Here is a 13298-nt window from a genome sequence, read left to right as displayed (position 1 = left end):
CCGCCCCCGTACCGAATTGCATAACTACTGCGCGGTACGGGGGCGGTTTCTTGCTGTGCGGCTAGTCGCAGCGGCGCATCTTTTCCGTAACAAAGGCAGGAGCGCCCTCGGCGGCCCACTTATCCACGTCGTAGCACGGGGCGGTCATGCCGGAGGTGGCTTGGCCAATGGGCGCAATGGCTACCCACTGGCCATTGTCGTAGCGCGCCCAAGCCGTCCAGTCCGTGCTGTCTTTGCCAAAGTGGGCCCACTGCCCATCACAGTTATTGACTCGGATATTGGTCATGGAGGGAGCTGCGGGCTGTAGCGCTTCTGGGGAGCAATCGCCGCGGCCGGTATCGGCGGGTGCGGCGGCTGGGGCTTCACTCTCTTCGTTGGCGGATTCCGCGGTGTTCTCGGTGGGAGCTGCGGCCGCAGAGGTCGGCTCGGCCTCCGCGGTCTCGGTGGTGGTGTCTGCGGCTTCCGAGGTCGCGGGATCGCTCGTGGCTTCTTCCGACGAGGTCTCCGTGGCCGAGGAGCTTGCGGCGGTGGCGTCGGAGAACTCTGGTTCTGCGGATGTATCGGCGTCGTTGGAGCAGGCAACAAGGCTGAAACACAGTGGCGCGATGGCCGCAGCGGCGAGGTAGCGGGAGGGGGCCAGGGAATAATTGTGGGACATGCCATATATCGTAGAGGAACGGCCATTGCGGGGGTGCTCGGCGCGCCTGCAACAGGGGAGTGACCTGCAAGGATAGGTTCATTATCATGACCTCACGCCTTGCTTCCCCAGACGCTGCGTCTCCCTCCCGGTGGCGCAGGGTCCTCTTGATCCTCCTGCTCGCCCTGCCGCTCATTATTGGCGCTGCGGTGGCGGGCCTTGCACAGTGGGAACCCGCCCATGCCTGGTCTAGCGCCGCGCAGCCGTTTGGTGCACCGCGGGAAAAATCCGCCTCCCCAGAGGTGAAGGAAGCCGCCGAGGCGGCCAGCCGCGCGCAAGCCCAGGCGAGCATGTTGAAGTCGGGTGCCACGCAGCTTGAAGACGGCACGGGGGAGCTGAACAAGGGGGCGGATGAGCTCGGAGGGGGCGTCGACAAGCTGGCGACGGGCTCCCAAGAACTGGTAGCCGGCCTCAATCAGCTGCAGTCTGGAACCAATACGCTCGGTGGCGGCGCAACGGAGCTGGCTAATGGTGTCGGCGGTGCCGTGGACCAAGTGGTGGGCCTTGGTGCTGTCCAGGGGCAGATTCTGCAGGCAATCGATGGCACGATGCGCGACCTGGAGGGAAATAAATCTAAGGAAGCGAAGGAAATTCGCTCGCAGCTGGGCGATCTCCGCGCGCAGGTGAATAATTTCCGCCTGGATAATTCGGTGACCGATCAGCTCAAGAAGCTCAAGGACGGCTCGCGCGATCTATCCAATCAGTTGGCGGTCAACGGCTATGCTTATCACGATGGCGTGAACCAGGCCGTATCCGGTGCGCAAGAGCTTAACGAGGGCATCGCGGAGCTGAACAAGCGCGTCGGTGAGGCGCAGGAGGGCGTGGACAAGCTTGACGAAGGCGCCGGCAAGCTTTCCACCATGGCAGCCCAAAACCAGACCAATGTGGGTGAAATTCAGCGTGCCCTGCCGCCGGCGCATACCGCGACCGACGGACCTACACATCTGCTCAGCCCCATCGTGGCGATGTTAGTCTCCGCCTTGGTTCTGCTCGCAGGTGCGGCGGCCGGTGTGGCCTGGCAGGTGGGGCTCCGCCCTTGGCTGACGGTCCTCGGCGGCACGCTGGCCGCGGTTGCCATCGGGGAAATCCTCCTTTTTGTGCTTGCCACCGGATTTACCCCTGTGGCGGCGGTTTGGGCCGGCGCGGCGCTCCTTCTGGGGGCGCTGTCCATGGCGGCCATCACCCGCGCCCTACTCGGGCTATGCGGTATTACCGCCGGCAGCATCCTCGCGGCGCTCTTTGTCATCGGCCAGACCGCGCTGGTGGGGTGGCTGTGGAAATCTGCGGCAATTGCCGGTGTTTCTAAGGAATGGCAGGTCGTTTCTAATCTTTTGCCATTGAATTGGACTACCGCGGCTGTCACAGTGGCAGGTAACGAAGGTGAACAAGCCGTCCTGTGGGCCGGAATTGCGGTATTGCTGGCTGTCACTCTCGTTGGTTTAAGTGCAAAATGGTGGGCCTTGTCCACAGCAAAAACTAAAACTCTGCTTAATTAGGTCTGAAAAAGCAGACCTAACAATAAAAAACATTGGTGGAAACTGGGAATTTTGGTGTCCGTTACCGTTTGTATTGAGCGAGTGCTACAGTTGGTCTTGCTCACAAAGCCTACTTAGGGGGTAGGCGAACGGTTTCTCCAATCCGTTGTGAGTGATAGGGAATAGGGACGACGCGGCGCTGTAGGGGCACCGCGTCGTTTCCCATATGTGGTGTGTTTAGCTGCAATGTTTGCGGAAAAATCCGTGTAATTCCTTGAATGCTTTTGTTGGGGTGGGGGGGGCTATTTCAAGTATCGCGAACTGTTTTATGGTGACGATTATCTATAGGTAATTCAATTTAAAGCGGTGTGGACTTTGGGGGGGGGGGAGTAGTAGCGTTGTTGGTAGTGGGGGTTTAGTCTGAGTCACACTCGCCTGTTTTTATAGCGTAGGACAAGGTGAGTTGTCGACTTTTGAAGGAGCACTATGCAGACCCCGCTCGGGCTCACGGCCATGGGTCTCATCATCATTTTCGTGACGGTGGGAATTTTGATCCGCGGCCGAGTAAATCCCATCATCCCCATGACGCTGGTACCCGTAGTTGGTGCCTTTATATGTGGATTTGGTCTAGGTGAAATATCTGACTTTTTCAGCGAAGGCTTAAATTCTGTCATCAACGTCGTGGTGATGTTTATCTTCGCCATTATCTTCTTCGGCATTTTGCAAGACGTTGGCCTATTTACCCCAGTCATTCGCGCGCTCATCAGGGCCACCCGGGGAAGGATTATGGCCGTAACGCTGGGCACTGCGGCGATTGGCGTAGTGGCGCACCTTGATGGATCGGGTTCTACTACCTTCCTTATCACCATCCCGGCCCTGTTGCCGCTCTACCGTGCGCTGAACATGTCGCGCTACGTGCTCATTACCATTGTGGCGATGTCTGCCTCGGTCATGAACATGGTTCCTTGGGGTGGCCCGTTGGGCCGCGCCGGTGCTGTGGTCGATCAGGAGCCCAATGCCATCTGGGTGCAACTCCTGCCTATTCAAGGTGTGGCGATTGTGCTGGTATTCCTTTTGGCTGCGTTTTTGGGGTGGTGGGAACAGCGCCGCGTTGCGGGGCTGCGCGAAAGCGGAAAATTTGCAGGCGGTACTGCAGTGGACGTTAACGCATTGGCCGATGAATTCGCTGCTACGCAGGTGCGTGAACAACATAAATTGGGCTATCACATCCGCACAGGGCGCTGGGTAACCGTGGTCAATATCGTCGTTGCACTTGCCGTTTTGGTGGCCTTGCTCTCGGGCGTAGTCCCGCCCGCCCCAGCCTTTCTCATTGCCACGACCATCACTCTGGCTATCAACTTCAGCGGTCCCATGGAGCAGGGTGAGGCCCTGCGACGGCACGCGCCCAATGCCTTGGCCATGGCAGGCGTTATCCTTGCAGCCGCGATGTTCTTGGGTGTCCTCAATGAAACCAAAATGCTTGAGGAAATCGCCCTGACACTAGTGAACGTTCTGCCAGAGAGCGTCGCACCGCACCTCCATGTGATCGTGGGCTTCTTCGGTGTGCCGCTAGATTTGTTGACCTCGACGGATGCTTATTACTTCTCAGTGCTTCCTATTGTTCAAGGAACTGTTGAAAGCTTTGGGGTCAGCGGCATGGGTGCGGCCTGCGCGCTCATTATCGGCAACGTGGTGGGCACCTTTGTTTCGCCCTTCTCTCCTGCATTGTGGTTGGCGCTGGGGCTTGCGGAAGGTCAGATGGGTAAATACCTCAAGCTGGCTTTCCCAATTGCGTGGATTTTCTCCGCCATCTTGGTTGCCGTGGCGCTATTTACGGGAATGCTGGCGTAACAACGAAAAAGGCCCGCAGCAAAGCTGCGGGCTATTGGTCGGGATAACAGGATTTGAACCTGCGACCTCTTCGTCCCGAACGAAGCGCGCTACCAACCTGCGCCATATCCCGGCGTTCCGCCTTGAAAAGCGGTACCTGGATACTTTAACGCAAGCTGAGCATAATCAACAAAACGGCAGGTGGCTGGGTTTAGTCCACCTCGGTGATTTTCAGCAGCGTGGCGGAAGGGCGGCAGAAGATACGCACTGGGGCGAATTTGGAGGTGCCCAGGCCATTGGAGACATGCATCTTCATCGGTCCGAAGTTGTGGAGGCCCTGCACGCGCTCGCGGTCGATGCCGCAATTGGTCACCAGCGCACGGGAGCCGGGCAGGCAGATCTGGCCGCCGTGGGTGTGGCCGGATAGGGAAAGCTGGTAGCCATCGGCTGCGAACTTTTCCAGCACGCGGGGCTCGGGGGCGTGGAGGAGTGCCAGGGACAAGTCGGCGTTCTCGTTGGGCGGGCCGGCGATTTCGGAATAGTCATCTAGATCGTGGTGTGGATCGTCCACGCCGGCGGCGGCAAGGCGGACATTGCCCACCTTGAATTCATGCCGTGCCTGGTTGGCATCGCGCCAACCGTGCTCCATAAATGCGGCGCGCATACCTCGCCACGGCAAATCCACGTAGGAAGGTTCGCGCTTTTTGCCCAGCAGGTACTTGAAGGGATTGACCGGCTGCGGTGCCCAGTAGTCATTGGTGCCGAAGACGAAGAGGCCGGGGCGGGCCAGCAACGGGCCGAGAGCGCGCAGTGTATCGGGAACGGCCTGTTGATCGGAGAGATTATCGCCGGTGTTGACCACGAGGTCCGGCTCCAGGGCATCGAGGGCAGAAACCCAGGCAATCTTGGTCTCCTGGCCGGGGATCATATGCAGATCGGACAGATGCAGCAGCCGAAATTCCGGCTTGCCGCGCAGCGTGCCCTTGGGCAGGAGGGGGAGCGTATATTCCTTGAGCTCGAATTTGGTCAGTTCGCTATAGCCCCATGCCGCGGCGCCCAGGCCGGCAGCGGTGAGGCCGCCAAGAATACGTAAAAGTTTCACGGCTACCACACTACCTGGCGTACATTGATAGGCATGAGCGAGCTAAAGGAAACCATCCGTGCAGATCTGAAAACCGCAATGAAGGCGAAAGAGAAGCAGCGCACCAGCGCCATCCGCGCCTTGCTGGCCGCCATCCAGGCCGAGGAGACCAATGGTTCTCGGCATGAGCTGGAGGACGCCGATATCCTCAAGGTGATTGCGCGCGAGATTAAAAAGCGCCGCGAATCCGCCGAGGTCTATGAGGACAACGGCCGTCCGGAGCTGGCGGAAGCCGAGCTTGCCGAGGTCCCCTTCTTTGAGGCCTACCAACCCCGCCAGCTGGACGAATCCGAGCTTAAGGCCTTGGTGAAGGAATCAATCGCGGAGGTTGAGGCCGAAAACGGCGAAGCACCCACCATGAAGCAGATGGGTGCAGTAATGAAGGTGGCCAATGCCAAGGCCGCTGGCCAAGCGGATGGCAAGCGCCTGTCCGCTGAGGTCAAGTCCCAGCTGAGCTAAAGCGGGCCAGACCGCAACGGGCGAGGCTTAGCGGCCGAGCAGACTGCGGACGTCGTTGGCAAAGTTATCGATGTCCTCTTGGCGGATGCCAAAGTCTTCCGGCGAGAACCCGCCGCCGGTACCGGTACCGCCACCGCCGTTGCCCGTTCCGCCGCCTGTGCCGCCAGTCGAGCGGCTCGGGCTCGTAGCACCGTCGGCATTACCGCCGCCGGTGCTATTTTGTGCGCCGGTAGAGTCAGCGTCGGGCACGCCGGAGGAGGGGGATTGGGAGGCCCCGGCGCCGTCGGAAAGCTGCAGCGTAATTTCCGCACCCTTCTTCTTGCCGTCCTTGCCGGTAATCGCGCGAACCACGCGGCCATAAGGAACATTGCCGCCGATGACCCGGGAGGTCTTGACCACGTAGCCCTTGGACTCCAAGGTCTGGCGGGCCTCGGCCTCGGACTTGCCGCGCAGGCTATCAAGGGTCTTATCGGCCGTGGTGCCGTTGTCGTACTTCTTGTTGTAATTCGGCAGTCCGGCCTTGGTGGCTATCGGCAGCTGCGTAGCCATGCTGAAGAAGGTCTGCGCCGGCTCCAAGCCGCCGTAGAGGTTGCCCCAACCCGCGCACTGGCGCACCGGCCCGGTACACAGCGGGACGGTGGAGGTGCCATCGTTATAGATATACGGCGCGGCGGAAATGCCCTGGTTGAATCCTAAGAATGCGGAGGACTGGTTGGACTCGGTGGTACCGGTCTTGGCCGCGATCGGGCTGGAGTAACCGGCCGCCTGGGCGGCATTCTTGGCCGTTCCTTGCTTGGCGTCCTCGGACAAGGCATTGCTCATCGCGCGGGCTACGTCCTTATCAACGGCCTGCTCACACGGGGTTTCCTTGAGATAGACCTCGTTGCCCTCCTTATCCGTGACCTGGGAGATCGGGTTGGGCTCGCACCACCTGCCATCCGCGGCCAGCGTGGCGCCGACATTGGAAAGCTCCAGCGGGTTGACCTGGTCCGGGCCCAAGGTGAAGGAGCCGGAGTTGGCGTCCTTGGTGTGCTGGGCAATCGAGGTGTCCTTATCAAAGCTGCCCTTGTCGTCGTAGGAGCGCAGGCCCAAACGCACGGCCATATCGACGATGGGTGCCACGCCTACCTGCTCCGTGAGCTTGATAAACGGCGTATTGGGGGAGTGTGCCAGCGCTTCCTGCAGCGTCATCGTGGCCTTATAGGCACCAGCGTTTTCCACGCAGTAGCGGTCCGCCGGGCAGCCGGCGGCGCCACCATGGCCTAGGCCCTCCGCCTCGTAGCGGGTCGGCACATCCACGGTGTTTTTGATGCCATAGCCCGCTTCGAGCGCGGCCGCCGCGGTAAAGACCTTAAAGACGGAACCTGCACCGTTGCCCACCAAGGAGTAGGGCTGTGGCAGGATGGTCTCATTTTTATCTAGGTCCAGGCCGTAATCGCGCGAGGAGACCATGGCCAGCACCTTGCGGTCCGACCTGCCAGGCTTGATGACGTTCATGACTTCAGCCACGCCCTGGGCATCCGGATTGGTGTGGCTTTGTACGGACTCGAGGGCCTTGTCCTGCACCGTTGGGTCCAGCGTGGTTTTGATGGTGTAGCCACCGCGCGCCAGCTGCTCCTCGCTAATGCCCTTCTTATCCAGGTATTTCAGCACATAATCACAGAAGAAACCGCGGTCACCGGCGCCGATGCAGCCATTGGCAAGCGTTTTGGGCTTCTTTCCGACGCCCAGCTTCTCCCCCTTATACTTATCCGCTTCCTGCTGCTTGATATGGCCGTTATCCGCCATGGATTGCAGGACCAGGTTGCGCCGGTCGGTTACTTCCTCAGCGTTGGCATAGGGATTGAGGCGCTCAGAGGATTGGACCATGCCGGCCAGCATCGCTGCCTGCGGCACCGTGAGTTCAGAAGCGTGCGTGCCGAAGTAAGTGCGGGCCGCCGCTTCGACGCCATAGGCATGGTTACCAAAAGACACCAGGTTGAGATAGTTGGTGAGGATGTCATCCTTATCCAATTCCGCATCCATCTTGGTGGCCATGCGCATCTCGCGCAGCTTGCGGGCCACGGATTGCTCGGTGGCCGCGGCGCGTTCTTCATCGGTGGTGGCAGAGACCAGCAATAGGTAGTTCTTCACGTACTGCTGATCGATGGTGGAGGCGCCCTGGGAAACGCCGCCCGAGGTTAGGTTGGTCCACAGCGCGCGGAAATTGCCCTGGAAGTCCACGCCCTCGTGATCATAAAAGCGCTCGTCCTCAATGGAGACGATGGCGTTTTTCATGGCCTTAGAAATCTTCTTGCTCTCCACCGGGTGGCGGCGTTGGCTGAAGATGTAGGCCATGTCCTTGCCCTTGGCGTCTTTGATCGTGGTGACGCCTGGGATATTGCCGGCAGTCAGATCTTGCAGGTCAGATTGCATGGTTTCGTTAGTACGGGCAATCGCCACGCCGGAAATGCCCGCGAAGGGGGCAAGAGCCAGGGCGATGAGCGCGCCTACCAAGACCGTAGACAGGGCTATCTTGGCCAAAGATTTGATGACAGTCACGCCCCATACACTACGTGGTCGCCCTTGGTGGGTGGAAGATCACTCGCACCCCCTAAAGTGTGACGTGTTAGACAATCTTCTACCTGGATGAATAGACTCAGATGCGTTACATAGTATTCCGTCTGGGAAGGAGCACACTCACCCATGACCGTTCGTGTGAAGACTGCTGGAATGTCTAATACAGCCCGAAATCCCGAGCGTGGTGAGTGGGTCACCCAGGCCAAATGCCGCAAGGGTGACCCGGATGCCCTCTTTGTGCGCGGTGCTGAACAGCGCAAGGCGGCCGTCATTTGCCGCCACTGCCCGGTGCTGACCGAATGCCGCGCCGACGCCCTGGATAATCGCGTCGAGTTCGGTGTTTGGGGCGGGCTGACCGAGCGCCAGCGCCGTGCCCTGCTGCGCAAGAACCCCCACATCACGGATTGGGCTCACTACTTGGCCCAAGGCGGCGAGCTCGTCGGGATTTAAGAATTTAGACGGCGTGGGGCGTATTTAATAGTTAGAATGGACCCCATGACTAAATGGGAATACGCAACCGCACCTGTCCTCACCCACGCCACCAAACAGATCCTCGATTCTTGGGGCGAAGATGGCTGGGAACTGGTCACCGTCACCCCGGGTCCTAACCCGGAAAACGTCGTTGCCTACTTCAAGCGCGAGGTGGCAGAGTAAATGGGCTTTCATGCTCGCTTGCGGGAGCTGGGGTATGAGCTTCCGGGCGTCGCCAAGCCGCTAGCGTCCTATGTGCCGGCCGTGCGCGTGGGTGATCAGGTCTGGACCTCTGGCCAGCTTCCCCTCGTGGAAGGTGCCTTGCCGCTGACCGGCAAGGTTGGCGCCGAAGTCACCACGGAACAAGCCCAGGAACAGGCACGCATCGCGGCGCTCAATGCTCTTGCCGCTATTGATGCCGAAGTTGGCCTGGACAATGTCTCCCGCGTGGTAAAAATCGTGGGGTTTGTGGCCTCCGATTCGGCCTATGCAGACCAGCCGGTAGTTATCAATGGTGCCTCCGATTTCATCGGTGAGGTCTTCGGGGATGCTGGAAAGCATGCTCGCTCCGCTGTGGGCGTAGCTGCGTTGCCTAAAAACGCGCCGGTAGAGATCGAACTAATCGTAGAAATTGCTGCTTGATCGGATAGGCTAGTAACTATGGAGCACCCCGCATATAGTCAATTGCGTCCCGTCAGCCAGTCCGTTGGCGTAGTCCTTTGTGATAACCCCAGCTACACCGCCCTAGAGGGTACGAATACGTGGATTATTCGCGCCACTGAAGACTCTCGGGCGATCGTCGTGGATCCGGGTCCTGAGGATGAAGGCCATCTCAACGTTGTGCATCGCAACGCAGGTGAGGTGGCTTTGATTTTGATTACCCACCGCCATGATGACCATGCTTCGGGCGCACAACGCTTGCGGCAGATGACCGGCGCCCCCATCCGCGCCTTCGATCCGAGCTACTGCAATGGTGCTGAGGCTCTCCAGGACGGTGAGCACATCTCCCTCGATGGCATCACCCCAAGTCTCGAGGTCGTGCACACCCCAGGCCATACCGCGGATTCCACCTGCTTCTTTGTGTGGAGCGGGGAGGTAGGAAATTCCCGCCTCGAGGGCATTATCTCTGGTGACACTATCGCCGGCCGCCACACCGTTCTCCTTTCGGAGACGGACGGCAACTTGGCCGATTACCTGCACACCCTCGACACCTTGGAAGAGCGCGGTAAGGATATTGCGCTGTTTCCAGGACACGGTCCGGACTTGGATGACACCTCTCAGGTGGCCCGCAAGTACATTGACCGCCGCCACTACCGTCTTGACCAGATTAAAGAGATCCGCTCCCGCCTAGGCGATGATGTGGATTTGAATACCCTGGTCAACGAGATGTATGACGATGTGGACCCAGTGCTGCGCCACGCTGCGGAGCAGTCCACGCGCACCGCGCTGAAGTACTTGGACGGCGAGGCTAAATAAGCCTATCTCCATTCGCCCCTCTTCCTCTTTGACGGGAAGAGGGGCTTAATTGTGCTGTGGGCCTGAGGCAGGAGGCGCGCAGGGCCGACGTACGGCCGCAGTATGGCCCCCAAGCGATGCAGTGTGGAGCCTACCGTGGCCACAAGTGCGGTGCGTAACTGGTTAAAGGGGGCAAAACCACCGAGACCCCGCCGAAGCGGGGTAGCGGGTTGGTGCAGTCTTAGCGAGCGCGGCGGGCGAGGTGCTCGGTATCGACGATGAGCACGGACTTGCCCTCGAGGCGGATCCAACCGCGGTGCGCGAAGGTGGCCAGCGCCTTGTTGACGGTCTCACGGGAAGCGCCCACCAGCTGGGCAATCTCTTCCTGGGTGAGGTCATGGTTCACGCGCAGGGCGCTGCCTTCCTGAACACCGAAGCGGTTAGCCAGCTGCAGCAAGGTCTTTGCCACGCGGCCCGGAACGTCGGTGAAGATAAGGTCAGCCAAGTTGGCGTTGGTGCGGCGCAGGCGGCGAGCCAGCACGCGCAGCAGCTGCTGGGCGATTTCGGGGTGGTCACCAACCCACTTCTTGAGCAGCTCGGAGTTCATGGTGGCGGCCTGAACCTCGGTCACGCACACTGCGGAGGAGGTGCGCGGGCCCGGATCGAAGATGGACAGCTCACCAAACATATCGGATGGGCCCATGACCGTCAGCAGGTTTTCGCGGCCATCCGGGGCGTGGCGGGCGAGCTTAATTTTGCCCGAGGTGATGATGTACAAGCGATCACCAGGCTCGCCTTCGTCGAAGATGGTGGTTCCGCGCGGGTAGCGCACGGTCTCCATCTGCTCGATTAGGTGCTGCACTGCAACGGGATCAACGCCTTGGAAGATTCCGGCGCGGGAGAGGATGTCCTGTACGCCTTCCACGTTTTACTCCTTGGATGTCGACTGCGAAAGTCCATAGATGAGCCTGTGCCACATCTGGGTGCGGTCTTTCATGCACTCGACAATGCGGAACAAGCGGGGTCACTGTGTAACGCGTTTCATCTTACAGTGTAATTGGTCACTTTTGGTACTTCAGTGAAATTTTGTCACACTATAGAAACTCTACTCGTGCTAGTGCACGGTTCAGGCCAGCAGTTTTGCCGCCTAGTCAGCAAAAACGACTGCCTCGAGCTTTTCCATCAGGAGGGCGAAAAGGGCGATGGCAAGTGGTACCAGAATCACGAGTGAAATCATGTTTTCCTAGTCTACTAAGCTAAACCCCATGATTTCAGCACTGTCAGCGGCCAGCGCGCCGGAGCTGCGCGCACCGGAGGTAAATCGGCGTTTGGCACAGGAGTATCCGGATGCACGGTGTGCCTTGGATTATGAATCCCCGCTGCAGCTGCTCATTGCCACCGTTCTTTCCGCGCAATGCACGGATGAGCGGGTGAATTCGGTGACTCCTGAACTCTTTGCCCGCTATCCAGAGGCGGCGGACTATGCGGCTGCGCAGCGCTCGGACTTGGAGAGAATTCTGCGGCCGTTGGGCTTTCAGCGCGCCAAGGCGGGGCACCTTTTGGGCATTGGGGAGAAGCTGGTGGCAGATTTTCAAGGCGAGGTCCCGCGCACGGTCAAGGAACTGACCAGTCTGCCCGGTGTTGGTCGCAAGACCGCGCTGGTGGTGCTCGGAAACGCCTTCGGGATCCCCGGGCTGACCGTGGATACGCACTTCGGGCGCCTCATGCAGCGGCTTGGGCTGACGGGGGAGTCGACGCCGGTCAAGATTGAGCGGGACATCGCTAAGCTCGTGCCGGAAGAAGAGTGGACGATGTTTTCACACCGTGTCATCTTCCACGGGCGCCAGGTATGTCATGCGCGCACGCCGGAGTGCGATGCTTGCGTTCTGTGGGATATGTGTCCAGCCGCTCGTGGGCGCTAGGCTAACGGTATGAAGAACTACGTCCTTGGCACGGTGATTGCCGCGATCCTGATTGCCGTTATCGCGGTCGTGGGGGTCTCGCAGTTACGGGGTGGGGGCGGATCCGAGGAGGCGTCGCCAAGCGAGGCTTCCCAGCAAGAAGTCCCGCAGCGCCCGGACTGCCCGGCCGGCACCGTGGCAGGAGTAAGGCTGGAGTGCCTAGGCGGTGCGGCCGCCGGAAAGCCCGCCGATGAAGGCGTCAGCGTGGTCAATGTGTGGGCGTGGTGGTGCGAGCCGTGCCGCGCGGAACTTCCCTACCTGCAGGATGTGGCGGACGCGCATCCGGACTGGCAGGTCGTGGGTGTGCACGCGGATAAAAACGCAGGAAATGGCGCGGCCTTTTTGAATGACTTAGGCGTGGAGCTGCCCAGCTTCCAAGATTCGGATAATAAGTTTGCCGGTGAGCTGGGCCTGCCGGGTGTGGTGCCGGTGACGGTGGTGCTCAAGGATGGTGAGGTGCGCAAGCAATTTGCGCAGCCGTTTAGCTCCGCAGCGGAGATTGAAAAGGCCGTGGAGGAGGCGATTGCGGCATGAGTCAACTCCTTCCCGAGCACACACCAGAATGGCTCAAGCCGGCGCTAGGCGTAGACCCCAGCCAGGTGCAAGAGCTCATTGGCAACCGCCAGGCTTCGTCCCTTAACGGCACCAATGCGCAGGTGCCGGTCAAGCGGGAAGCGGCCGTGCTCATGCTACTGAGCGGTGAGAGTGCGGAAGAGGCCAGCATTTTGCTCACGCATCGCTCGCCGTCCATGCGCTCGCACTCGGGCCAGATAGCCTTTCCCGGAGGCCGCCGGGATCCCGCCGATACCTCCCTGGTGGATACCGCGCTGCGGGAAGCCTGGGAGGAAACGGACCTGCAGCGCAATTCCGTGACCCCGCTGGAGCAGTGGGAGCAGCTGCATATCCGCGCCACCGGCAATCCGGTGAGCCCCATTTTGGCGCATTGGGCCCAGCCGGGGGAGGTCTATCCCGCCAGCCCCGATGAAACCGATGACGTGTTTCTCGTGCCTATCCGGGAGTTGGTCGATCCGCGCAACCGCTTCATGGTGGGCTTTAGAAAGTGGCAAGGACCAGCATTTCACGCCAATGGCTACGTCATTTGGGGCTTTACCGCCGGCGTGCTCTCGACACTATTGCAGCACGCCGGGTGGAGCGTTCCATGGGATAACAATTCAGTTATGGACCTGCGTGACTCCCTCACAAACTCCCGCAATAATGAGAAGATGTCCTAACCGCTGGTACCGCGGTAT

General features: G+C 60.0%; 14 protein-coding genes and 1 tRNA gene. 10 read left to right on the top strand and 5 right to left on the bottom strand.

Annotated features, from left to right (window positions below):
• Positions 1-61: 61 nt before the first annotated feature.
• On the bottom strand, positions 62-658 hold the full coding sequence (locus tag QP971_RS05050; protein WP_284788555.1) for a hypothetical protein: 597 nt from the start codon (positions 656-658) through the stop codon (positions 62-64).
• 86 nt (positions 659-744) lie between these two features.
• On the opposite strand from QP971_RS05050, the gene QP971_RS05045 reads away from it, so the two are divergent.
• Positions 745-2193, top strand: coding sequence for a hypothetical protein (locus QP971_RS05045; protein WP_284811011.1), 1449 nt, complete (start codon positions 745-747; stop codon positions 2191-2193).
• Between the two features lie 465 nt (positions 2194-2658).
• Positions 2659-4023 (top strand): CitMHS family transporter, encoded by a 1365-nt coding sequence (locus QP971_RS05040; protein WP_284791641.1) that lies wholly within the window; start codon positions 2659-2661, stop codon positions 4021-4023.
• Between the two features lie 35 nt (positions 4024-4058).
• On the opposite strand, the gene QP971_RS05035 is transcribed toward QP971_RS05040, so the two are convergent.
• A tRNA-Pro gene (locus tag QP971_RS05035) sits at positions 4059-4135 on the bottom strand.
• A gap of 78 nt (positions 4136-4213) precedes the next feature.
• Positions 4214-5104: a metallophosphoesterase gene (locus QP971_RS05030; protein WP_284791640.1), complete on the bottom strand. Its 891-nt coding sequence runs from the start codon at positions 5102-5104 to the stop codon at positions 4214-4216.
• A 33-nt stretch (positions 5105-5137) separates the two neighbouring features.
• Here QP971_RS05030 and QP971_RS05025 point away from each other — a divergent pair, with 33 nt between their 5' ends.
• Positions 5138-5602, top strand: a complete 465-nt coding sequence (locus QP971_RS05025) for a GatB/YqeY domain-containing protein (RefSeq protein WP_225746080.1) — start codon at positions 5138-5140, stop codon at positions 5600-5602.
• A gap of 27 nt (positions 5603-5629) precedes the next feature.
• Here QP971_RS05025 and QP971_RS05020 read toward each other — a convergent pair whose 3' ends face one another.
• Positions 5630-8143, bottom strand: a complete 2514-nt coding sequence (locus tag QP971_RS05020; protein WP_284811010.1) for a transglycosylase domain-containing protein — start codon at positions 8141-8143, stop codon at positions 5630-5632.
• 144 nt (positions 8144-8287) lie between these two features.
• Between QP971_RS05020 and QP971_RS05015 the strand changes: the two genes are divergently transcribed.
• From QP971_RS05015 to QP971_RS05000, 4 genes are read left to right on the top strand one after another with little or no spacing between them, the layout of a single operon-like run.
• Positions 8288-8611: a WhiB family transcriptional regulator gene (locus QP971_RS05015; RefSeq protein WP_005323132.1), complete on the top strand. Its 324-nt coding sequence runs from the start codon at positions 8288-8290 to the stop codon at positions 8609-8611.
• Between the two features lie 45 nt (positions 8612-8656).
• Positions 8657-8815, top strand: a complete 159-nt coding sequence (gene sp36 / locus QP971_RS05010; RefSeq protein WP_005323131.1) for a Sp36 family protein — start codon at positions 8657-8659, stop codon at positions 8813-8815.
• Entirely contained in the window at positions 8816-9274 is a 459-nt protein-coding gene (locus tag QP971_RS05005; protein ID WP_239274104.1) for a RidA family protein, read from the top strand.
• An 18-nt stretch (positions 9275-9292) separates the two neighbouring features.
• Positions 9293-10108 (top strand): MBL fold metallo-hydrolase, encoded by an 816-nt coding sequence (locus QP971_RS05000; RefSeq protein WP_284787606.1) that lies wholly within the window; start codon positions 9293-9295, stop codon positions 10106-10108.
• 220 nt (positions 10109-10328) lie between these two features.
• Here the strand turns inward: QP971_RS05000 and glxR are convergent, their stop codons facing one another.
• On the bottom strand, positions 10329-11012 hold the full coding sequence (glxR, locus tag QP971_RS04995) for a CRP-like cAMP-activated global transcriptional regulator GlxR (protein WP_005323128.1): 684 nt from the start codon (positions 11010-11012) through the stop codon (positions 10329-10331).
• A 340-nt stretch (positions 11013-11352) separates the two neighbouring features.
• Here glxR and nth point away from each other — a divergent pair, with 340 nt between their 5' ends.
• From nth to QP971_RS04980, 3 genes are read left to right on the top strand one after another with little or no spacing between them, the layout of a single operon-like run.
• On the top strand, positions 11353-12009 hold the full coding sequence (nth, locus tag QP971_RS04990) for an endonuclease III (protein ID WP_284811009.1): 657 nt from the start codon (positions 11353-11355) through the stop codon (positions 12007-12009).
• A 9-nt stretch (positions 12010-12018) separates the two neighbouring features.
• Positions 12019-12582 carry a TlpA family protein disulfide reductase gene (locus QP971_RS04985; protein WP_239274102.1) on the top strand — a complete coding sequence of 188 codons (564 nt, stop codon included), beginning with the start codon at positions 12019-12021 and terminating at the stop codon, positions 12580-12582.
• Positions 12579-13280, top strand: a complete 702-nt coding sequence (locus QP971_RS04980) for an NUDIX hydrolase (RefSeq protein ID WP_284787610.1) — start codon at positions 12579-12581, stop codon at positions 13278-13280. The genes QP971_RS04985 and QP971_RS04980 overlap by 4 nt, the downstream gene beginning before the upstream one ends.
• The last annotated feature ends 18 nt before the right edge of the window (positions 13281-13298 follow it).

The sequence above is a fragment of the Corynebacterium marquesiae genome (assembly GCF_030229635.1).
Lineage (GTDB): Bacteria > Actinomycetota > Actinomycetes > Mycobacteriales > Mycobacteriaceae > Corynebacterium > Corynebacterium marquesiae.
Note: the sequence above shows the minus strand (reverse complement) of the source record. Positions and strands in the feature narration are given on the sequence as shown.